A 21,526-nucleotide genomic window follows, 5' to 3' on the forward strand; every position below is an offset into this window, starting at 1 on the left:
GGCTGGAGAGAGGCCTCCGCGCTGTGTGTGGCGGGCCAGGCGACCTGCAGCAGCAGGCGGCGGACCTCGGGGACCGTCAGCGGGATCTGCTCGCTCGGATGGCGCCTCTTTCGAGGAGGGTTGGCCTCCGTTCTCGGGACGACCAAGCAGCGCGTGGGCGAACTTCGAGAGCGTGATGTGACGGCGCCAGTCGTCCAAGCTCCGCACCCCGTACTCGTCCGGTCTGCCACTCTGCCTGCTGGAAGCGCTCTCCAATTGCCGACCGCGATCCGGCAATCGCGACGAGCGTCTTCAGCAGCTTGCCCTTTGAAACGCGTGTAAGAAAGCATGCCCGATCGGCCGGATCGCTGAGCCACTCGCGCACCAGACTGCACTTCTGGAAGCCCGCTTCGGCAAGGTGACCGAACGGCCGGCACGCCCACTGGTAGAGCTTCTCCCCCTTGGAGCCCGCACCTGTGCCTCGCATCGGTACTCTCGGGCTTGCGGGGTCGCCGCTTGCCCTTCTCCCTTAGCATCGAGACGACAGGTTCGGCGGGAGCCCACTTGGGGCATCACGGCCACGGTCTCGTGCGTCTCCGCCGACGCGGGGGATTCGCGTAGCAGCATCTGGCAAGGCTCCTCCATCGCCGGGGCGCCGCGCGATGGCCCCGACACGCTACGCAGCGCGTCGGTCCGCCGCGATCGCCAGCGCCGCGCAGGCGGTCCGCATCCCTAGCGATGCCGGTTCAGGAACCTGGCCGCCGACGTTGATGGTAAACGTGGCGCCGTCGTAGTGGGGACCAGCCACAGCGCCGCTGGCGTCGAGGCGTTCAGGTGGGGCGCCCCCGGGGGCATGCAGGGTGGGGGACCCGGCCGGCGGCCAGTACGAGAGCGTCGGGCTCGGCGTGTCGGCAAGCGACGACGCGGTGGTGGGGTACGCCCACAACGGCAAACTCGAGGCCTTCACCCGGGAAGCCCAGGGGGCTTGCAGGGGATCGGCGACTCGCCCCTCTGCGGGACGTAGGTCCACCTCTGCGAGTTTCGAACCTACCGAAACCGACGAAAACAACGAAGCCGACGCGGTCTCGCGGTGGACATTCTGTTATCCAGAGGGGTACTCCCTACGCACCAGACCTGCCCAGCTTTAGAGCGAATCACAACGCTGCGTCGATCTACGCTTTGGGGGGCCTAAGCGATGCTCAGGCACTTGGAGTTTCCGCGGTGACCGTGGTCGGTGAGTAAGATAGTTCTGTCAGATAAATTAACACGAGGGTGGCAATGATCCATCGCAATCTGTTCTCTCTCACTCTGCTCTCGGCCGCTGGGTTGTTCTTATCGGCGACAGGGGTCGCCCCTGCCGTCGATGCCGCCGACCGCAGGCCGAACGTTCTGCTGATCTGCGTGGATGACCTGCGGCCTGAGCTCGGCTGCTACGGCGTTGACTATATCCACTCACCGAATATCGATCGGCTCGCCGCCCGCGGGCGGGTCTTCCACCGACACTATGTCCAGGCGCCCACTTGCGGGGCGTCGCGGGCAGCGTTATTGACCGGCCGGTATGGCGGACGCACCAACTCTGCCTTGTTCGAACGCGCAGCGCGGTCGGCCGAGGAGCCGGGGTCGGTTTCACCGTCGATGCCGGCGTGGTTTCGCAAGCACGGCTACACGACGGTTGCGGTCGGCAAGGTGTCGCATCACCCGGGCGGCAAGGGAGGGGACCGCTGGAACGACCCATCAAAGTCCGAGATGCCCGACGCTTGGGACGCTTGCGTCGCCCCGTCCGGACCGTGGAAAGACCCCCGCGGATGGATGCACGGGCTCGCCCATGGCGAGATTCGTGGCGAAGCGAAGCCGGGGGGCGGTGTTGAGATGGACGTCATGCAGTCGGTCGAGGGCCCAGACTCGATCTACCCGGACGGGATCGCGATCGACGAAGCCTTAGCTCGTCTGGAAAGGCTCGCGACCGACGAACAGCCATTCTTCTTGGCGGTCGGGGTGCTGCGTCCACACCTGCCTTTCGGAGCGCCGGCCGAGTACCTCGCTCGGTATGCCGACGTCGAGCTACCGGCGACGCCGCACCCGAGCAAGCCACCGGGGCGGACCACCTGGCACCGCTCGGGCGAGTTCATGCAGTACGACCGAGACGGTCGTGACCCGAACACCGACGCCCAGTTCGCTGTCGCCGTGCGAAAGCACTACGCGGCGTGCGTGTCGTACGCCGACGCGCAGGTGGGACGCTTGCTGGACGCGCTCGAACGGACGGGCTCGGCAGACGAGACGCTTATTGTCCTCTGGGGAGACCACGGTTGGCATCTGGGGGAGCACGCCATCTGGGGCAAGCACGCCCTGTTTGAGGAGTCGCTCCGTTCGCCGTTGATCGTCGCCTACCCCGGCCTGCCCAGGCCGGGAGAGTCGACCGACGCGATTGTAGAATCCATCGATCTATTCCCCACGCTGTGCGAGCTAGCCCGGTTGCCGATGCCCGGGTTCGTCCACGGAGCGTCGTTAACACCTATTTTAGAAGACCCAACATCGGCAGGGAGTCCCGCGGTGAGCTACAGTCCCAACGCGGAGACGATACGTACGAACAGGCGCCGCTTGGTGCTCCACCACGACGGCTATTGCGAGCTTTACGACCACACCACGCCCGAGGGCGAGACGAAGAATGTGGCCGAAGAGAGAGCAGGCGTCGTCCGACGTCTGACCCGTCAACTGGCGAGTCGGTTGCTGGCTGAGTGATGCAGCAGTTCTTCGCAAAGCAGTCAAAGCAATCCCGACGGCTTGCCGCTCGTCCGAGCGTCCCTCACGGCGCCTACCGAGGGCTTGCCGCCGGGCGCCCGCATCCCTGAACTGTTGGGCGTTAGGGCTGTCTAGACGGCAGCCACTAGGCAAGTTTCGGCAAACGCCAATCTCGCAGTGGCGTAACGCGCCTGGGTCGTCCCGGTCGCTGGCGAGCCGAACGAGGTTGCAGCATCTTCGACGGCTGGGCGCCTCGAGCTTCCTGAGGAGGTCTCGGCCAAGTTGGGACACCGCTGCGAGTTGGCGGAGCCGGCAAACCGCCCCGGATGATGCGACTTCGGTCGGCTAGCCGGTCGGCAGCCCGAAGGAGGAGAGCCGCACCGCGGCGAGTTCTTGAGGGCGGCCGTTGAGGTAGTGGGTGTCCAACCTCGGCCACGTGTCTGACGCGATACTGCGCCCAGCACGACGCCACTTTCTTCTGCCGAGAAGCTAGCGCGGCTGCACTGTTGAAGAATCAACTGCGGGATGCGCGCTACCAAGGCTGTGGCGGATTTAGGCGTCATAGAAGGAAGCAATCCGAGCGGTCACGAAGCCCAGCACGGTGCGCCAAGCCTGCTCGACTTCGGGCGACCATTTCGGGTCAAAATCTGCGGCCGTTGCGACAATTGCGTCTAGCCAGAGCGGGTACCATTCAGGCTTGACGTCTCTGTGAAACCGATCGTGGCTGCGGCCAGTCTCAGTGAGCTGGGCAAGGCCTTCGGGGGTGCCCGCGACAGCGTCCCCGCAGAGCTTCAAAGACGATTCGAGCATGCCCCGCTGGCGGTCCATGTCGGTAAAGCGAAACTTTGCCGCGATCTCGTCGCTAGAAGCGAGCAGACGCTGGTAGAAGGCCCGCACGAAGCGTTCGGACTGAAGACATCGGTCCAAGCTCAGTGCAAACACGTCTTTTGCATACATGGTCCGACCGATGGGGTTCAATGCCGATCAGCCAAAGGGAGCAAGCGTACCGTATCAGCCGCGGAAGGCCTAGGAGGAGGACGGGCCACTGCCGATGACCAAACGCACGGTAGCGGCATTTCGGCGTCAATTCAAGCGTGCAGATTAGCGGCCTTCCCGGTGAGGTCTGGCGGCCGAGATCCGCTGTATTTGCATCACTCGCAGCGGATGCCAGCCTAGCCAACGTCACGTCGGTGGACATCACTTCGTTCAGAAGCGGCTCCGGCCAAGTTGCCGGAGATGGATCGGTCTCGGCGATTGGGAAGCGGCCCTCGTATCCGCGTGCAAGACTACGCGTTTAAAAGGAGGTCCTTCACCACGTGGGCCGGCTCGACACCGGTGAGCCCCACGTCCAGCCCGCGGAATCGGTACGTGAACCTCTGGAAGTCGATGCCCAGGCAGTGCAGGAGCGTCGCGTGCATGTCGCGTAGGTGCACCGGCTTGTCGACGATGTTGTAGCTAAAGTCGTCGGTCCGGCCGTACTCCAGCCCGCCACGCACGCCGCCGCCCGCCATCCAGATCGTGAAACACCGGCCATGGTGGTCGCGGCCCGCGCCCGGGCTGTCGAACGCGCCCTGCGAGAAGACCGTGCGCCCAAACTCCGTGGCGAACAGCACCAGCGTGTCGTCCAGCAGGCCGCGTTGATCGAGGTCGTTGACCAGGGCGGCCGTCGGCTGGTCGATGTCCTGGCACTGGCGGGGAAGCTGGCGGGCGAGCGCGATGTGCTGGTCCCAGCCCCGGTGGAACAACTGCACGAACCGGACGCCTCTTTCCAGCAGCCTGCGCGCGAGCAGGCAGTTCGCGGCGTAGCTTCCGGGTCGGGCCGCGTCCGGACCGTAGCTCTCGATCGTCGCCGCCGACTCTCCGCTCAGGTCGGTCAGTTCCGGAACGGACATCTGCATACGAAACGCCATCTCGTACGCGTCGATGCGAGCGAGCGTCTCGGCGTCGGCGGTACGCTGGGCGGCGAGGTGGTTCATCCTCTCCAGGTCGTCCAGCAGCGCCCGCCGCTGGCCGCGGGACACGCCGGGGGGGTTGCTGAGATAGAGCACCGGGTTGGCGCCGGGCCGCAGCCCCACCCCCTGATGCGTCGAGGGCAAGAACCCGCTCCCCCAGAGCCGGGAGAAGATCGGTTGCCCCGGGTTCTTGCCGGAGCCCTGCGAGGTCATCGTGATAAACGTCGGCAGGTCGCGGTTGCCGCTCCCCAGCCCGTAGCTGATCCACGCGCCCATGCTGGGGTAGCCGGGCTGCTGGTTCCCGGTGTTGACGAACGTGACGGCCGGGTCGTGGTTGATCGCCTCGGTGTGCATCGACTTGATGATGGCGATCCTGTCGGCGATCCCTTGGGTGTGGGGCAGCAGGTTGCTGATCCAGGTCTGGTGCGCGCCGCAATACTTGCCGGGCGCCATGGGCTGAGTCACGGGGTACGACGATTGGCCGCTCGTCATCCCGGTCAAGCGCTGATCGCCCCTGACGCCCGCCGGCAACTCGGTTCCGTGGAACCTGGTCAGCGTCGGCTTGTGGTCGAACAGGTCGACCTGCGACATCCCGCCCGACTGCAACAAGCACACCACCCGCTTGGCGCGCGGCGCCACGTGCGGGACGACCGACGCCGCCACGCAGTACGCCGACGCCTCGTCGGCGGCCAGCATCGTCCCCAGCGCCATCGCGCCGACTCCCCGAGCGGCGTCTCCCAGGAACGCTCGCCGCGTCGCCTGCTGCGCGTGTTGGTCGAGTGGGTCGGCTGGCATGGCATTAGTTCCGTGTAACCGCTTCGCTGAGGTTCAGCATGAGCGAGGCTACCTGGGTCCAAGCGGCGTGCTCGGCCCGCTCGATCGACGGAGTGCGGGGCGACTCGCCGACCCAGAGCAGCGCTTGGGCCGCGGTAGGATCGCCAGCGTATCGCACCCGTTCCCGCCCGAGAGTCTGGGACAGGATCGCGACCTCTGCTTCGCTCGCGGGCCGAGACACACAAGCCAACATGCCCCACCGCAGGCGAGCGTCGTCGCTCGGGTCGCTGGCGATCATCTGCTCCGCAAACGCCCGAGCCGCCTCGACGAACTGCGGGTCGTTCAGCAGCACCAGGGCCTGGAGCGGTGTGTTGGTCGTCGGCCGATCGACAACACAGGTCTCTCGGCTGGGGGCGTCGAACGCCGCCAGGTTCGGCGGCGGGACGGTCCGTTTCCAGTACGTGTAGAGCGATCGGCGGTACAGCTTCTCGCCGTGGTCTTGAACGAACGTCTGTGCGGTGGCGGGCGTGCTCCCGTAGTGGCTCACCTCCCGCCACAAATCGCCCGGCGCGTACGGATTCACGCTCGGCCCGCCGAGCCGGTGTGACAACAGGCCGCTCGTGGCCAGCGCCAGGTCGCGGACCAGCTCGGCCTGCAGCCGGAAGCGTGGTCCACGGGCCAGCAACTCGTTCAGTGGGTCCCGCGTCTGAAGCTCCTCACTGGCAATAGAGCTCTGGCGGTACGCGGCAGAGCTCACGATGTTGCGGACCAGGCGTTTGACGTCCCAGCCGCTCTCCACGAAATCGACCGCCAGCCAATCGAGCAGTTCCTGGTGGGTCGGATAGGATCCCTGCAGCCCGAAGTCGGCCGGCGTGCGGACCAGGCCGGCGCCGAAGAACTGCTTCCACACTCGGTTGACGGCCACCCGGGCGGTTAGCGGATGACCCGGCGCCACCAGCCACCGGGCGAGGCCCAGCCGGTTGTCCGGCAGCTCCGGGCCGAACGCGGGCAACGCCTCGGGGACGCCCGGGGTTACTTGCTCGCCCGGCTGCGCGTAGCTGCCGCGTTCGAGCACGTGGGTCGCCCGGGGCTGCTCGGCCTCGGCCATGATCATGGTGGAGAACTCTTCCGTCAGCACGCCGAGCCGCTCGCGGGCGTTTTCTAGCGCGATCCGCGTGGGGCGCGTCGCCGGCGCATGCTGTGCGAAGTACTCCGCCACCCCCTGCTGCTGCTCCGCGCCGCGCAGGTGCGGCGGCGTGTTGAGCGTGGCGATCAGCTCGGGCGGCAGGCTGCTGCCGTCGTCAACGCCCGTGATGACATCGAGCTGCATCTTGCCGGCGACCCGGTTGCCGCCGGCGCCAAAATTGAGCTGCACGGTCAGGTAGGGCGTGTCGGTCGCGCCGACGGGGCGATCGAAGGTGTACGTCAGGTGCTGCGGCTCACCCGCGATGATCTGGGGCGACCAGCCGTTCTGGTAGCGCGGATCGAGGACATTCTCCGGCCGGTAGCCTTCGCGCCAACTGCTGGCCGTCACCTGTTGGGCGACGATCAAGCGGTGGAGGTTTACTTGGTCGCCGGGGACCCGGTCTGCGCTCATTGATAGCGCGGTCACTGTGAACGTCTTGGCGGCGTCTCCCTCGTCTAGCCTGCCGTGGCCAAGCATCCCGTCGTTGCGGTCGTCGGGAAGAAAACGCACGCGGAGCCCGGTGACCGGCTCGGCGATCGCCGGCAGCCCGAGCAACACGTCGTAGGCGGCAAACCCGGGCGCCGAACCGATGCGAACCGTCCGTTCACCCTCGATCTCGAAACCGCTGCTCGCATTGGGCGTGCTGATGGCGAGCGCGCGGGTCGGATGGACCGACAGCCCGGCGCCGCGTTCTTCCAGAACGGCCTGCTGCCGGGCCTCCCAGGCGGAGACCTCACCCTCGATTGGGTTGGCCAGCTTCTCCTCAAGGCGGGCAATCTCACGTCGCAAGGAGTCTTCTTCTCCCGTTTGCAAGACCGTCTTCGCTCGGAAGTAGGGGCGCGGATTGACGCCACCGTCGCCGTCCAGGCCCTGATCGCTGATCGTATTAAAGAAGGCGAACAGCCGATAATAGTCCCGCTGGGTAATCGGGTCGTACTTGTGGTCGTGGCACTGGGCGCAGCCGAGCGTCAAACCCATGACCGCCTCGCCGAGGGTCTTCACGCGATCGGCGTTGTAATTGGCGAGGTTTTCCGCCGGGATGGTTCCTCCTTCGTGCGTCACCATGTTGTTCCTCTGCATGCCGGTAGCGATGAGCTGCGCCGGAGTGGGGTCGTCCAGCAGGTCGCCGGCGAGCTGCTCGGTGAGGAACCGGTCGTACGGCAGGTTGGTATTGAACGCGTGGATGACCCAGTCGCGCCACAACCACAGGTGCCGTCCGCCGTCGATCGAGAAGCCGTTGGTGTCGGCGTAGCGCACACAGTCGAGCCAGTCGAGGGCCATCCGCTCGCCAAAGTGGGGGCTCTGCAGCAGTCGGTCCACCAGCCGCCCGTAGGCGTTGGGCGACGCATCGGCGACAAACGCCCGCACCTGCTCGGCCGAAGGGGGCAGGCCCGTAAGATCGAGGTGCAGCCGCCGAACCAGGGTGTAAGGGTCGGCCGGGTCGTTGGGCGAGAGCCCCTGGGCCTCCATACGGGCCAGCACAAACCGATCGATTTCCCCGGCAGGCCAACGCTTCAGGCGGACCTCCGCGGGCGCCACGCGCTGTGGGTCGACAAACGCCCAGTGCTTCTGGTAGGCCGCCCCTTCCGCGATCCATTTCCTTAGAACCTCTCGCTCAGAGGGCGACAGCTTCTGCTTGGCTTCTCGGGGGGGCATGACACGCTCGTCATCGGCGAACACGCGCTCGACCAGAGAACTCGCGTCCGTATCTCCGGGCGTGATCGCCCCGTGCGCGATCGCCGCACCGCGGTCGTCCAACCGCAGGCCCGCCTGCCGGGCGTAGGCGTCGGGCCCATGGCACCGGAAGCAGCGATCGGAAAGCAGCGGCAACACCTCGCGCTGAAAATCGACGCCCAGCGCTGCTTGGGGACCCAAAACAAGCGCCACGCAAAGCAGCAGCCGGCGAAATCGCATGGTGGATCGTGGCAGAGTCGAGGAGGATCGCAGCAAGCCGGCCTGCATGATGACTCGTGACAAGCGGCAGGGAAGCACGAGACAGGGTTATCTAAATCATAGCCTAGAGTCGACCGGCAGCCTCGGCCACGGGCGTTTGACCACGTTAGATGGCGGATCGGCGGGCGCGACGCATGCCAGATGCTGGCCCACGCGGTCCGCTCGCCCACAGGAGCCGACCGCGGCCCGCTAGAGTCGCCACGGCGAGCGCATCGACGGGCTCAACAGGGCGTTCACCGCGTCGCTATCGGAAAGCTCCGTCGCCGGGTCCCAGGCGAACGGTTTCCCCGTGACCATCGCTAGGTTGATCAGGTGGCACGCGCTCGCGGTGCGGTGCCCCGCCTCGGCGCCGGCGGCCACCGGCCGGCCCCCGCGGACCGCGTCGAGAAACCCCCGTCGGTGCACCGCGTACGGGTCGACCCGCGGGAGCTCCACGCCTTGGAGCAGAGACGGCGGCTCCGCCGAGAGCCCGCAGCCGTGAACGGCGACGAACAGTTTTCCCTCGGTCCCTTCCAGCGTCAGCCCGCGTGGCGCGGAGTTGTCCCCCACCATCTTCATGCCGGTGGGGTAGTGGTTCTCGAAGTTGAACGTGATGAACGCGTCGTAGAAGCCGCCACGCGGCGGCGTGCCGGTCGCCTCGACGCGGGTCGGGCCCGTGGCGTCGAGCCCCAGGATCATGTGCGCCAGGTCGATGACGTGGGCGCCGCGGTCGGTGATCTCTCCGCCCCCGTAGCGGCGGTGGAACCGCCAGAAGAAGTGGCAGCGCTTCTCATTGTAGGGGGACACGGGGGTGTGCCCCAGCCAGAAGTCGTAGTCCAGCCCCGCGGGGGGATCGGCGTCCGGCGGGGGGGTGGTGAAGTGCTCTACTTCTTGCAGGTGCGCGTCGAGGTTCGGCAGGTGGATCCGCACCGTGTGGACCTCGCCGAGCCGTCCCTGGTCGACTAGCTGCTTGGCGGCCGAGGCGCCGGGGTTCGACCGCTCCATCGACCCGGTCTGCAGCACCACCCCCGCGTCTGCGACCGCTTTGCACAACGCACGCCCCTCGCCTATCGAGTTGGTCAGCGGCTTCTCGCAGTAGAGGTGCTTGCCTGCGCGGGCCGCGGCGATGCCGACCAGCGCGTGCCAGTGGTCGGGGGTGGCGACAAACACCACGTCGACGTCGGGCCGGCCGACCACCTCGCGGAAGTCGCCGCTGGCCAGCGCGTCGGGGAACCGGGCGGACGCGCCCTTGAGGTGGCCGGCGTCGACGTCGCACACCGCCACCACGCGCACGTCGGGCTGCTGCGCCAACCAGTCGAGGTGCATGCCCCCCATGCCCCCGGTCCCCACGCACGCCACCCCTAGCCGGTCGCTAGGGGCGCCGGCCCACAGCCGGGTCGCCGGGACGGCCGCCGCGGCGCCCGCGATCGCGGCGGCCCGCCTCAAGAACTCCCGCCGGTTTCCGGCCCGATCCAGGTCATTGGTGTGCATGGCGACTCTCGGTCAAGACGAGGAGAAGGAAAAGGGGGCAGGCCCGGTGGAGCATTCAACACGTCGTCACTGAGCACGCGTGGATGGACCCGTCATGCCTCGAGCGCTTCGAGGCAGGTCTGCCACTGGATCATGTCGTTGTGCGAATGGGTGAAGCCGATGCTGCGCTCGTAGTCGACGGTCGCCCGCGGGCGGAACGCCACGATGTACGTCCGCCGCCAACGCTCCGAATCGTTCCCGGGAGAGCCGTGGATGATCCGCTCGTTGTGGACGCTCACCGATCCGCGCTTCACCGGCAGCGTCACCACGCGGTCGTCGTCGGTCAGCTCGATCGAGAGCGTGTGCCCCGTGTCGCGGGCGCCGTCCCCCGCCTTGCCGGTGAACACCGGGCGGTGCGGGCGTAGGGCCGGCTCGCGGTGCGAGCCCGGAACGACCAGCAGGCAGCCGTTGTCGCTGTCCGCGTCGTCGAGCGCCAACGAACAGGTGGCCGTCAGCGTGTTCAAGTGGGGGGTCGACGGCCAGTACCCCAGGTCTTGGTGCCAAGCAAACTTGGCCCCCGACCTCTTGGGGCGCTTCGCCAGGAACTGGTCGTAGTCCAGCGTCGCGTCGCCGCCCAGCAATTGCCGGGAGATCGAGGCGGCCCGCCGCTCGTAGACGTTCCCCTTGAGCTCGCCCCGGTACCCGCGGGGGAGCACCGCGTTCACCAGCTCGAAGTCTTCGAACTTGCGGTCGTACGGCCCGCTCATGTCGCAGAAGTCGCGGTTCATGCCCGCTACCTCCCCGCGGATGAACGCGTCGTACAACGACTCGAGCGGCGCCAGCTCGGCCTCGCTGACCACGTCGTCCAGCACCACGTAGCCGTCCTCGTGGAACGCGGCTATCTGCTCGGGGGTGAGCCGGTACTCATCCCCCTGAACCTGTCCGGCGGGGACCTGTTTGTCGATCGTCGTCATCCGTCCCTGCGTCCCGTCGAAGAAGCATGCCCCCTGGGCGGCCGATCCGCTCAGGCTCCCTCCGTTGTAGCCGCCACGGGCCCGCCGGTCTCCGCGGATCGACCCGGTTTCTGGTACTATTGGACCAAGGGGCATCGGCCGAGCCGCGATGACCCCTGACCAATAGGCGCAGGCGATCCGCTGCACTTTTTGGTCATTTCGGCTGGGTCATTGGTAGAAGTGCCGCAGCGGGTGGGTTGGATTCGACGGCTCACCGACGTTCATCATCGCTTGATCCTATCGGTCATGCCGGTCTATCGAGAAACCATCGAAACCCCGCCCGGGCAGTCGTTGCGGCTGCTACGGTGGGAGAAGTCGTTGGCGGGCATCCGGGTCTGCACCGGCCCGCATCGGTCGGCCGCCATCGTCGGCAGCGGCAATCGTTGGCATGCGCACAAGGCGTTCGAGCTGACCTTGGTGCAGACCGGGCAAGGGGTGCGGTTTTGTGGCGACCACATCGGCGCCGTCGACCCTCCCGAGTTGGTGCTGATCGGCGGCGATTTGCCCCACTACTGGAGCGGGCTCGACGCGTCGTCGGGCAGCAGCGTGCAGTTTGAGGCCGGGCCGCGCTCAACGCTCGCAGCCTTCCCCGAGCAGTCCGCGCTGCGGCCCCTCTGGGAGGGGGCGCGGCACGGTCTGCTGTTCTCGAAACAGGACTCGGCCGTCATCGGCCAGCGTCTCGCGCGGATGCCCGCCCTCTCCCCGCTGGGGCGGCTGGCCGAGCTGATGGGGGTCCTGGAGCAGCTGCGCGTCGCCCGGCCGCGCGCCCACAGCCTGAGCAGCAAGCCGTTCACGCTGGGCCTGCACGCCCCCCACTCCGACACGATCTCACGCGCCATCGCGTTGCTCGTCGACCACTTCGAGGAGCCGCTGAGCGTAGACGACGTGGCCGAGGCGGTCGGCCTGTCGCGCACCACGCTCTGCCGCTACTTCCGCCGCTACACGGGCCGCAGCATGGTTGCGTTCCTCAACGAGGTCCGAATCGACCAGGCGCAGCGGATGCTGGTGCAAACAGACCTATCGATCGCCCAGGTGGCCATTCAGGCCGGGTTCACCAATCTTTCCCATTTCAACCGCCGCTTCCGCCGGGCGCTGGGCGCCACGCCGCGCGAGCACCGCCGCAGCCGAGGCAGCCGCTAGAGTTTCAGGAGGGCGTCGCTAACGGAGCGACGCGAAATTTTCAGCGTGGGTGAAACAATTCAAGACCCGCGGAACTCTGTCGATAGACGCCGGACCGAACAGCCTTTGTTGCCGCCCCGTCGGGTTCTGACAATAGCTCCCTAGAGCGCTGCACTCTTCGCATGCCCCTCCCACCGCCGCTGCCTTGCCTTAAGGGGGCCCAATTCTCGACGCCAATGGCAGCCCCCATCCGAACACCTATCGGTAGACCTCCAGCCGCAGGCGCCGACTATCTTAGAACCCCTAACACAGCCTCGCCGGAGCCTTGCTCTGCAGGGGTTTGCGGTCGATTTGGAGGGTTGTGTTCGAGTCTCTCAACCTTGCCCGACACAGCCTGCCAAACCCGTTGGCAACCGCGCTCGCAAGCAGGCGGAGCGGAATTCTCAGGAACGTTCATGCGTCCCCTCATCGGCCCGTTTGGCTACCCACACTAGGCAACCAAGCACGCCGCAAATCACGACAGGCATGCCGAGTAACAGGAGAATACTGGCCAAATAGCCGGAAGCCAGCGCCCCGCCTTGCCCACTGTTGAGTGCTACCGCCTCCTTGCAACTGGGACACGCTTCCGCAGGCAAGGACGTAAGAGCTACAACCGCTGCTACGCGGGCGCCAACCAGCACGGCGCTCGAAGCCCGGCAAAGCCCATGTAAACCATTCATCCCGAGACATCCTCGACCCTACCGCCGTGCACACACTCACAACTTTTTCGCACGAGCATCAACATCAAGACCAAGGGCCTTGCCGCCGGGGGTTCTACGCCCCATACGGCTCATCGACCAACTCGACCAGCCGCTTCTTGAGCCTTTTCACCTGCAGATCATCACCGACGGCGTCGAAAACACCTCGGACATCGCCCTGCTTGTCGACCACTATCACATAGGTGTTATGACTTTGGTGATGCACCGCTACCCCCATGCCAAGCCCCACCCTCTTTATGTAGTCAAGCTCGCCTCGGCAAAAAAGCCATCGATGAGCGTCTGCATCATACGAGTCGGCGTACCGATTTAGATCACCGACCGGCCTTGTCGAACAATCGCTAGAAACGCTGCGTAGATCGGTTCCGGACGGAGTTCCTTCTATTCAGACCGACGGAGCGAACTATGACGCAGCCTGCTAGCAAGCCGAGGAAGCTCGCCTACAAGGTAACGAACTGGCGGGACTACAACGAGTCGTTGGTAAGGCGGGGCGACATCACCTTCTGGTTTGATGACGCGGTGATCGACGCCTGGGAGCACGAGAACGACCGGAAGAAGGTCGGCCGGCCGTTCCTCTATAGCGATGTGGCGGTCGAAACGCTGCTGATGATCCGTGAGCTATTCCGCTTGCCGTACCGGCAGACGGAAGGCTTCGGCCGGGCTCTCGCGAAGCTGATGCAGGCCGAGGTGGCGATCCCCGACTACACCTCGCTGCAGAAGCGAGCGGCCAAGCTGGGGGTCTCGATCGACGTGCGTGAGACCAAGGGCCCGATCGACGTGGTGGTCGACAGCACGGGGCTCAAGGTCTACGGCGAGGGGGAGTGGAAAGTGAAGAAGCACGGGGTCGGCAAGCGTCGCACTTGGCGGAAGGTTCACCTGGCCGTCGATCCGGCCACCCACACCATCGTCGCCCAGGTCGTGACGGGCGCCGACACCCACGACGGCGATGCGGTCGAGCCGCTGTTGGAGCAAGTCGAAGCCGAAGTCCAGACGTTTTACGGCGACGGCGCCTACGACCAGTGGAAAGTGCGTAACTACCTCCAAGGGGAGTCGATCCACCAAGTGATCCCGCCGCGCAAGAACGCCAAGATCAAGCAGCACGGCAACGCGTCGGCCGAGCCGCTGGAGCGCGACGAGTGCCTTCGGCAGATCCGCCGCGACGGCAAGAAAGCGTGGAAAGAATCGATCGGCTACCACCGACGCAGCCTAGCCGAGACCGCCATGTTTCGATTCAAAACCAACTTCGGCGACCGCCTGAAGAACCGGACGCTCCCCAATCAGGCGACCGAGGTCGCACTCCGATGCAAACTGCTCAACGTATTCGTCACCTTTGGCATGCCGTTGTTCGCATGGGGTTAGTCAACAAGGCCTCACCGACCTTATCGTTCTCGGGGTCACAGGTAATACTTACCCACGTCACGTCTTGCAGCGCCCCGTCGTTGTGAAGGTCCTTGATCCGCTGATTCAGCTGGGCGCACGCCCCCGGGCATCCTGTGAAAAAGAAGCTGGCTACCCACACCTTCCCACGCAGCTCCTGCGACCGAAGAGGCACGCCTTCTCGCTCGGTCACTTCAAAGTCTCTAAGCGGAGGTCCGGAATCTAGCACGCCGATGGAGTCTACGGGCGTCCACCCCCGCGATTCTATCTGCCACCATCGAAAGCCGAAGTAGCAGGCGATACACAACGTTAGCGCTGACAGCACAAGAGGCGTCACGCTTCCTTGAGAGATCGTCTCCCGCGATTGAGGGCTTTGATTGCTTCTCATATTGATTGCACTCTCCTGCTTTGGTGGCGCCTGCTTTACCCGTCCCTACAAGTGGTAAGCCCTATCCGCTGCTTGTTTCAAATGACGTAGATGAGAAAGAACATGATCAACCACACGCCGTCTACGAAGTGCCAGTAATTGGCGACGTTCGAAAGGCCGACGCGCCGCTGCGAGTCGAGTCGAATCGTCAGGAAACATGCGATCATAATGAGTCCCACCGCGAGGTGGGCCGCGTGGGCGCCGGTGAGCAGGTAGTAAATACTGGCCCACGTGTAACCGCCCGAAAGGACAACGGGAAGGCTCGGCCAGCGGTGACGTACATTCAACGAAGCCATCTCCGCGGCCAGGTCATCAATTGCAATCGCACGATCATCGGCATCGGGTTGGCCGCGGACCGCCGCCTCAACAGGCATGAGCTGCTCGCTCCTAATGCGATCGACGACCTCCAATCGCTGACGAACGATATCGGACGAATCGGCAGCGAGCAGTTGGGTGCGCACCTCTTCCAGCCGCGCACTCGCCGCGCCCAGGTAACCTACGCTCGCATCATCGAAGACCTTCGCAGGCAGGAGCGTTGGCCACAGCTGATGAATGCGCTGGGTGAAGCAGCACCGCGTGGTCGATCATCGACAGGACCGATTGAGTCACCTTACTTCCCCTTCGAGGGCCGGCGGCAGCAAGAGGGCGACTACCCTCTGGAAACTGTCCGGCGCACCGGGGGCAGCCCCGCGGCTGGCAGGCGCACGTCGCAAGGATGGCGTCGCGTCTTTAGCAAGGAAGTGGTAATCGCTTCATCGCGTCGATGCCCCCAGCGCTCGCGGCATGAGGTCCAAGGGTTCAGAGCCGAGCGTTCTGCCATTGGAATACGGCAGAACTGCGGCCCGCAATGCGGTTCGCAACTAAACTACCACCGGCTGAAGCCGGTGGGTTTGGACGTTCCGTGAGATTCGGACTGAAGTCCTCAACTCACGATGGTGGGGTAACTTGGAATCGGTCGTCACCATCGCTTGGTTCGGCGCCGTCCTGCCCGCGGATGTACGCCGCGATAGCCTCGTCGGTCACGTTACCGCTGGTCGCCACGAAGTAGCCCCGCGCCCACAGATGCCGACCCCAGAACCGCCTCTCAATGTGCTTGAACTCCATCATCAGCTTCCGCGACGTCTTCCCCTTGATGGACTGCATAATCTTGCTCGGCGAGAGTGTCGGCGGGCACGACAGCAATACGTGCACGTGATCGAGCGACACCGACCCCTGCAGAATCTCGATGTCATTGGTCCGGCAGACCTCACGCACCAAGTCCCGAACCCGTGTGCCTACTGCACCCGAAAGGACCTGCTTCCGGTACTTCGTCACCCACACGAAGTGATACTTGATGTCATAGCGGCTATGCGCACCCGTGCGGTAGTTCTCCATCCACCCAATATATGAACCTAAAGGCTTCGCCTGAAGGCGAGGGTTTCAGACCCATCGCAGGGACAATGACCGCTGGAACGGGCCAAGCCGGGTCGTTCACTCCTAACAGTAGCGGGCCGGAATCGACCCGTGAAACCCGCCCCCGCGATGCGGCGCCGCTGAGCGCCGCTCCCCGCTTCCACGGGGACCGAGGTCGCGGCGACCGAGCTTCTCATCGAGCAGGGTGTTGCCGTGCAGAGCACGGTCGACGCCCAAAGTGCTTGGAGCCGGGCGGGAGGCCGACCTGCGGCGCGCCCCCGGTGCTCATCCCCACCACCCCGCGCGTTGTCGCATCGGCAGTACTACCGTAGACTACCGGTCAATCCCCGCGACCCTCAGAGCCTTCCGCATGATGCAGAATTCTTCAGCTGCCGCCGGCGACCGCAGAGGCTTCACGCTCGTCGAATTGCTGGTCGTGATCGCGATCATTGGGATCCTAGTGGCCCTGGTGCTGCCGGCGGTCCAGTCGGCCCGCGAGGCGGCGCGGCGTACCCAGTGCGTGAATCGGCTCAAGCAGCTGGCGTTGGCGGGGCTCAATTACCACGACTCAAAGAAGGAATTCCCGCCGGGCATCTGCGTGCCGGTCGGGAGCGGGTCGGGCGCCATTTTTCCTTCGAGCTGCCCCGGCGGCTCGGCCGCCAGCTGCCCCCCCCAGGCGATCCCGGGCAAGTGGGGTTCTTGGCTGACGTGGCTGATGCCCTACTGCGAAGAAGGGTCCCTCTTCTCACGCCTGGACTTGAGCCAGCGGGAGTACGCGTACTGCACGGGCCCTGCTTCGCCCGGGGCGACCCAGATCGAAGGTTTTGTTTGCCCGTCCGACGAGATCGAGTCTCGCACCGTCAACTACAACAACTATTACTTCGGCATCAACAGCTACTTCGCCAACGCGGGAACGAAGGCGTGGCCGGTGTTCCAGGCTTCTTTTGACGGGGTGATGCACTACAATAGCCGGACCAGTTCCCGCATGATCACCGACGGCCTCTCGCACACGGTCTTCGCTGGCGAGCGTTACAGCTTTGACTCAAGCTGGGGCTCCGGGACGCCGCTAGCCGACTACCGCGGCTGGGCCTGGACCAACTACAACTCCGGGCAGGACGTCCTGGGCGACACGGCCTGGCCAATCAACTCGAAGCGTTCGGTCATCGGTCTGGACGCGCGGAAGACTAATTTTGGGAGCGGCCACCCCGGGGGCGCCAACTTTGCGATGTGTGACGGTTCGGTGCGTCTCATGTCGCATGGCAACGCGGGCGACCTGGTGGTGTTGCAGCGGCTCTCCATGCGGTCTGACGGAGAGGTCGCCGCGATCGAATGACGTGCCCCGATCCCGCTACGGACCTTCTGAACGACGCATGACGAGCCTGCAGCGAACACTGGTGCTGATCGCCACCCTCCCGCTGACGGTCGGCTGCGGCGGCCCCCCCCCTCCGCCAATCGTGCCGGCCGGCGGGGTCGTGACGCTCAATGGCCAGCCGCTCCCGATGGCCCAGGTCCGTTTCATCCCGCAGATCGATCAGGGGGCGGGCTACATCGCCACGGGAGTGACGGACCAAGAGGGTCGCTACGAGCTGACGTGTGACGGCGAGCCGGGCGCCTGTGCCGCGGCGACGAGCATTACCGTAAGCGAAGGCGATGCTCCCCCTGAATTGATGGGAGAGAACGCCCAGCGAGAATTGGCCGTCTATCGCAAGTCGCTCAAGAACCGCCCGATCCCCACCGGCTACGCCAGCCCCGTGAGTTCGCCGCTCACGGCGGAGGTTACGGCCGATCAAGCGCAGTACGACCTCGAACTGACCCGTTGAGCGGCGCCGCTGGGCGCCGCGAAGTCCGCCGGCCCCACCGAGCACGGGCCTTCCACCGAGCACAGGCCCCACGTGCTCGGCGGCGCTAAACAAAAAGCGTCGGGGGTGTTGCCGCCCACGATGCCCTGCGCTGTGCTCGCCGGGTTTATTCGCTCGGCTCGTGTCGTCCTTCACGCCACTGTAGTCCCTCCGTCCCTCACGCCACACGGCGGATAGGCGGAAGGCCGCCTCCGCCGCTCGAAGATGGCCCAGGCCCGGCATCGGCGGCGAGAACATAACCTGAAGCTGCGGCAGCCGACGTTGCCGCTGGAGTTCCCGGAGGGCGTTGCCAACGGAGCGACGGAAGAGTCTCACTGCGGGTGGAACAATTCATTGGCAAACTGCCATTCCATGGATTCCTCCTCCCGACCCAAGTGTCGGGCGTGGTCCCGTCATTGAACCAGTTGCTTGCCCGTCGTAGCTGCGAATTCTAACCCCCGCAGATCCCGCAAGCCTTCCCTTCCTCCGCCGTGCAGTAATCGCCACGCTTGGTCGTACCGTATGACTGGCAGCTCGCGTTGTGGCGGACCCCGCTGCTGGTGTTGAGCCAGAACCCGGTCGGCTGCCCGCGATCGGCCGCCGCCGCGGCCTTCGGGGGCCCTTGGACCGGGGTGATGGCCTCTGGAGCAACGAGACTACCCTGCGGCCTGACAACGCCAGGCCGGCTCGCCTGTGCGCCCCTGGGCGGCGCCAGCTGGCCGTTGAGCTGGGCCGCGATCCGGTACCCCGCGGCAACGGCCCGCTGTTTGCCGAGCCTCCCGGCGTCCGCGTAGTAGTCATCGGGCGGGTTCACCGAGCCGAGGTCGCGCCGCTTGCCCTCTGCAGCGGCGACCATCGAGCGGATGTGTTCGGTATAAACCCCCGAGCTGGCTAGGTGGTGGCACTCTCTGAGCCAGTCCGCGGTGCTGGAGACCTTCAACGCTTCGGCGCCCGCTTCGGCGCCGGTCGACAGCTCGAAGGCTTCCTTGCGGATGCGGTTGTAGTCGGCCCGCGGCAGGATCGACGCGTCCCACACGGAGTGCAAGTTCTGCTTGCCCTTGGTCGGGATCTGATTGCCGCCACGGTCCCCCCCCGGAAACCTTACTTGCGAGAACAACGCCGCCGCGTGGCAGGGCTGGTGGGCGTCGCCGATCAGGTGCAGCACCCAGCAGAGGTGAACCGCACGATCGTGCGTCGCGGCGTCCTCGTCCCGCACAATCCGAAGTGAGTTGCCGATCGCCTGGACCACGTTCATCGCGAACGCGTCCCGGTCCGCGGGAATGTCGGTGGACCGGTTCACCTTCAGACCGGGCTCTAACACTGCTCGGTCATTCGGGGTCAGGAATACCGGCAGGTTGATGTAGTGCCAGGTAGGGCGGTTATACCTCCGCACGTCATCGTCGGTGACGACGTCCGAGCGGCCACGCACGAGGTCAGGCCAAGTCCCGGCGTGGGCGAACAGCCACTGGTCCTGCTCGGCCGGGCTGCCGCTCCAAACGTTCTCTGGCATCTTGCCGAGGAAGTGCTGCTCATAGCGTGGGTGGGCCTTCAGCAACGCCACCGCGGACGCCTGGGTAACGTCGTCCAGCTGCTCCCACGCGATCAGGTCGATCACGTTGTGGCCGGGCCCGTTCCAGCCGAGGCACGAGGCGGGTTGCAGGGTGAGCCCCAGTAGCACGGCCTTCAGCAGCAGACGCATGTCCTTCCCCAGGAAGTGGCCAACGACCCTACGATCAGCCCGAGCAACAGGCACGAAGGCTCAGGCACGCTCGCACCTGCTACGCCGGTGGCCGACCCCCCGGCCAACGCGTCTCGCCAGACCGAGAAGTCCGCCGCATCGACCACGCCGTCAGAGTTGCCATCCGCCGCGAGGTCCATTGTCGAGCCGAAAGCGGACTTCCAGGTCGCGTAATCGCCCAGCTCAACGACGCCATTGCCGTTGTAGTCCCCGATCACCGCGGAGGCGACCTCCCAAATCAGCGGGATCTGGGCGAAGCCATTGGCGACGCCTTGGCTCGTGCTGCTGATGGTCACGATGCCCGACTGCATTCCCACGAAACTCGTGTCGAGAGCCAGCGAGAGCATCGCGGAGGTCCCGTCGGATAGTAATGATCCGCTTGCCGCACCGCTCAGTCCCCCAGAGAGTGACACGGCCCAGTCGAGCTCGTCGGCGCCAATCGAAGCCACTACATCGGCGATGTTCTGCACCGTGAGCGACAGGCTAGCTGCCTGCCCCAAGGAGTACGAAGCCGCGGGGGCATCCAGCGCGTAACCCAGCACGGCGGGGACCTGGTAGTCCACCACGACCGGCAGGTGGTCGCTGGCGCCCTCCAGGGCCGACAGCACGCTGGGCGTGGCGCCGCTGCCAGAGGTGATGCTCCCGTTGAGCTGGTGCGTGCCGTTGTTCCCGAACGTGCGGTAGCTCCCCGTCAGGTAGTCGAGCCCCTCGCCGTCGAGCAGCTCGCCGGTGACCAACTGAAAATCAAAGCGGTCGTCGACGCCGCCGGTGATCTGCCCGGGGTACTGCTGCGAGTCGGCCGGGGACTGGGTGTGAACCTGCTTGAAAGCCGAAGAGTTGTTCCAGTCGCCGGGCTTGGCGATCGGGTCGAACGCCTGGCCCGGCCCTGACGAGAGCAGCTTCTGGTACATCGCCTCGCTACTGCTCTGGATGTTGAAGTCCCCGCTCAAGATCGCGGAGGTTCCTTGCCCGAGAGCGTCGAGGTTCGCACGCAGGGCCGTCGCCTCGATCAGGCGGCGGGCTTCGTTGGAGCTGCCGGTCGAGGCCTTGTAGTGGTTGCTGTACAGGTAGAAGTCTGCCGAAGCGTCGTAGCCGACGGGCCGAAGCTGATACCGCAGCGTTGAGCGGGTCTGGTTGCTGGTATTGACTTCGCCGAACGCCTGCGTGGCGATCAGCTCGACCGTTTGTGTGTTGTAGACCATCCCGGGGAGCCCGGCGCCGGTCGACCCAGCGCTCGCGGGAATTGGGGCCGCGGCATAGGTCCCGGCGCCGTAGAGGCTGTTCAGCACGCTCACGAAAGAAGCCGTCGCGGCCGCGTTGGTCTGCTCTTGCAGGCTGAGCACGTCGATCGGCTTGGCGACCCCCCCCACCGACTCCTGGCCAATCGCCGCGAACACGGTCGACACTCCGGCACGGGCGCCCCCGCCGGTATTCCAGTCGACAATCCGCAGCTGTGCGTCACTGTCGCCGGCGGCGAGCAGCAGGGCAACGATGCAAAGCGGTTTGGAAAGGACTACCCGCGTCAAGAATCCCACCGCTCGCATTGAGTTGCGCCTCTTTCTACTTCTTATAGTTCAGTCAACGCCGTAGCCGGCACGCAGGTCGGGCCCGCTGGCTCCGCAGAACATATCGCCCCGCCCGCTACCCGCGGCCAGCAGGCAGCGGGTCCTCCGGAACTCCGCAAGGCGACTGTCGTGTCGGTCGTGCCGCCGCTGGATTGCCTGCGCGGCACGCGCCGCTGGGCTTGGGGCATGATAACCAGGCGCGGGGCCGAGGGCGAGCAATCGGCCGAATTCAGCAGGAGGATGCGGTTTGACGCGACGCCATTTCACACG

16 protein-coding genes are annotated in these 21,526 nt (G+C 65.6%); 5 read left to right on the forward strand and 11 right to left on the reverse strand.

What is annotated here, in order from left to right; translation table 11 throughout:
* Positions 1-655: 655 nt before the first annotated feature.
* A complete protein-coding gene (locus tag Pla175_RS14620; protein ID WP_231953909.1) occupies positions 656-1,009 on the reverse strand; it encodes a hypothetical protein in 354 nt (117 codons plus the stop codon).
* A gap of 248 nt (positions 1,010-1,257) precedes the next feature.
* On the opposite strand from Pla175_RS14620, the gene Pla175_RS14625 reads away from it, so the two are divergent.
* A complete protein-coding gene (locus tag Pla175_RS14625) occupies positions 1,258-2,718 on the forward strand; it encodes a sulfatase (RefSeq protein ID WP_145286379.1) in 1,461 nt (486 codons plus the stop codon).
* A gap of 552 nt (positions 2,719-3,270) precedes the next feature.
* Here Pla175_RS14625 and Pla175_RS14630 read toward each other — a convergent pair.
* The 5 genes from Pla175_RS14630 to Pla175_RS14650 all read right to left on the reverse strand — a co-directional run bounded on the left by Pla175_RS14630 (position 3,271) and on the right by Pla175_RS14650 (position 11,141).
* A complete protein-coding gene (locus tag Pla175_RS14630; protein WP_145286384.1) occupies positions 3,271-3,675 on the reverse strand; it encodes a globin domain-containing protein in 405 nt (134 codons plus the stop codon).
* 329 nt (positions 3,676-4,004) lie between these two features.
* Positions 4,005-5,465: a DUF1501 domain-containing protein gene (locus Pla175_RS14635; RefSeq protein ID WP_145286390.1), complete on the reverse strand. Its 1,461-nt coding sequence runs from the start codon at positions 5,463-5,465 to the stop codon at positions 4,005-4,007.
* A gap of 4 nt (positions 5,466-5,469) precedes the next feature.
* Positions 5,470-8,544: a PSD1 and planctomycete cytochrome C domain-containing protein gene (locus Pla175_RS14640; RefSeq protein WP_197526845.1), complete on the reverse strand. Its 3,075-nt coding sequence runs from the start codon at positions 8,542-8,544 to the stop codon at positions 5,470-5,472.
* Positions 8,545-8,772: 228 nt separating this feature from the next.
* Positions 8,773-10,053, reverse strand: coding sequence for a Gfo/Idh/MocA family protein (locus Pla175_RS14645; protein WP_145286396.1), 1,281 nt, complete (start codon positions 10,051-10,053; stop codon positions 8,773-8,775).
* A 92-nt stretch (positions 10,054-10,145) separates the two neighbouring features.
* A complete protein-coding gene (locus Pla175_RS14650) occupies positions 10,146-11,141 on the reverse strand; it encodes a phytanoyl-CoA dioxygenase family protein (protein ID WP_197526846.1) in 996 nt (331 codons plus the stop codon).
* 135 nt (positions 11,142-11,276) lie between these two features.
* On the opposite strand from Pla175_RS14650, the gene Pla175_RS14655 reads away from it, so the two are divergent.
* Both Pla175_RS14655 and Pla175_RS14660 read left to right on the forward strand, forming a co-directional pair.
* Complete coding sequence (locus Pla175_RS14655; RefSeq protein WP_145286399.1) at positions 11,277-12,185, forward strand: helix-turn-helix domain-containing protein; 909 nt, start codon at positions 11,277-11,279, stop codon at positions 12,183-12,185.
* Positions 12,186-13,324: 1,139 nt separating this feature from the next.
* Positions 13,325-14,278 (forward strand): IS5 family transposase, encoded by a 954-nt coding sequence (locus Pla175_RS14660; RefSeq protein WP_145286402.1) that lies wholly within the window; start codon positions 13,325-13,327, stop codon positions 14,276-14,278.
* Here the strand turns inward: Pla175_RS14660 and Pla175_RS27160 are convergent.
* The 3 genes from Pla175_RS27160 to tnpA all read right to left on the reverse strand — a co-directional run bounded on the left by Pla175_RS27160 (position 14,244) and on the right by tnpA (position 16,097).
* On the reverse strand, positions 14,244-14,684 hold the full coding sequence (locus Pla175_RS27160) for an SCO family protein (RefSeq protein ID WP_145286405.1): 441 nt from the start codon (positions 14,682-14,684) through the stop codon (positions 14,244-14,246). The genes Pla175_RS14660 and Pla175_RS27160 overlap by 35 nt on opposite strands.
* 77 nt (positions 14,685-14,761) lie before the next feature.
* Positions 14,762-15,184: a cytochrome c oxidase subunit 3 gene (locus tag Pla175_RS14670; protein WP_145286409.1), complete on the reverse strand. Its 423-nt coding sequence runs from the start codon at positions 15,182-15,184 to the stop codon at positions 14,762-14,764.
* Between the two features lie 466 nt (positions 15,185-15,650).
* Positions 15,651-16,097 carry an IS200/IS605 family transposase gene (tnpA, locus tag Pla175_RS14675; RefSeq protein ID WP_145280780.1) on the reverse strand — a complete coding sequence of 149 codons (447 nt, stop codon included), beginning with the start codon at positions 16,095-16,097 and terminating at the stop codon, positions 15,651-15,653.
* 388 nt (positions 16,098-16,485) lie between these two features.
* Between tnpA and Pla175_RS14680 the strand changes: the two genes are divergently transcribed.
* Positions 16,486-17,448 (forward strand): DUF1559 family PulG-like putative transporter, encoded by a 963-nt coding sequence (locus Pla175_RS14680; RefSeq protein WP_145292111.1) that lies wholly within the window; start codon positions 16,486-16,488, stop codon positions 17,446-17,448.
* 37 nt (positions 17,449-17,485) lie between these two features.
* Positions 17,486-17,935 (forward strand): hypothetical protein, encoded by a 450-nt coding sequence (locus Pla175_RS14685; protein ID WP_145286414.1) that lies wholly within the window; start codon positions 17,486-17,488, stop codon positions 17,933-17,935.
* Positions 17,936-18,404: 469 nt separating this feature from the next.
* On the opposite strand, the gene Pla175_RS14690 is transcribed toward Pla175_RS14685, so the two are convergent.
* On the reverse strand, positions 18,405-19,652 hold the full coding sequence (locus tag Pla175_RS14690; RefSeq protein ID WP_145286417.1) for a S1/P1 nuclease: 1,248 nt from the start codon (positions 19,650-19,652) through the stop codon (positions 18,405-18,407).
* Positions 19,637-21,235, reverse strand: a complete 1,599-nt coding sequence (locus Pla175_RS14695) for a dockerin type I domain-containing protein (RefSeq protein ID WP_145286420.1) — start codon at positions 21,233-21,235, stop codon at positions 19,637-19,639. The genes Pla175_RS14690 and Pla175_RS14695 overlap by 16 nt, the downstream gene beginning before the upstream one ends.
* Positions 21,236-21,526: the final 291 nt, after the last annotated feature.

This window comes from Pirellulimonas nuda, assembly GCF_007750855.1.
In the GTDB taxonomy this organism is placed as follows: Bacteria; Planctomycetota; Planctomycetia; order Pirellulales; family Lacipirellulaceae; genus Pirellulimonas; species Pirellulimonas nuda.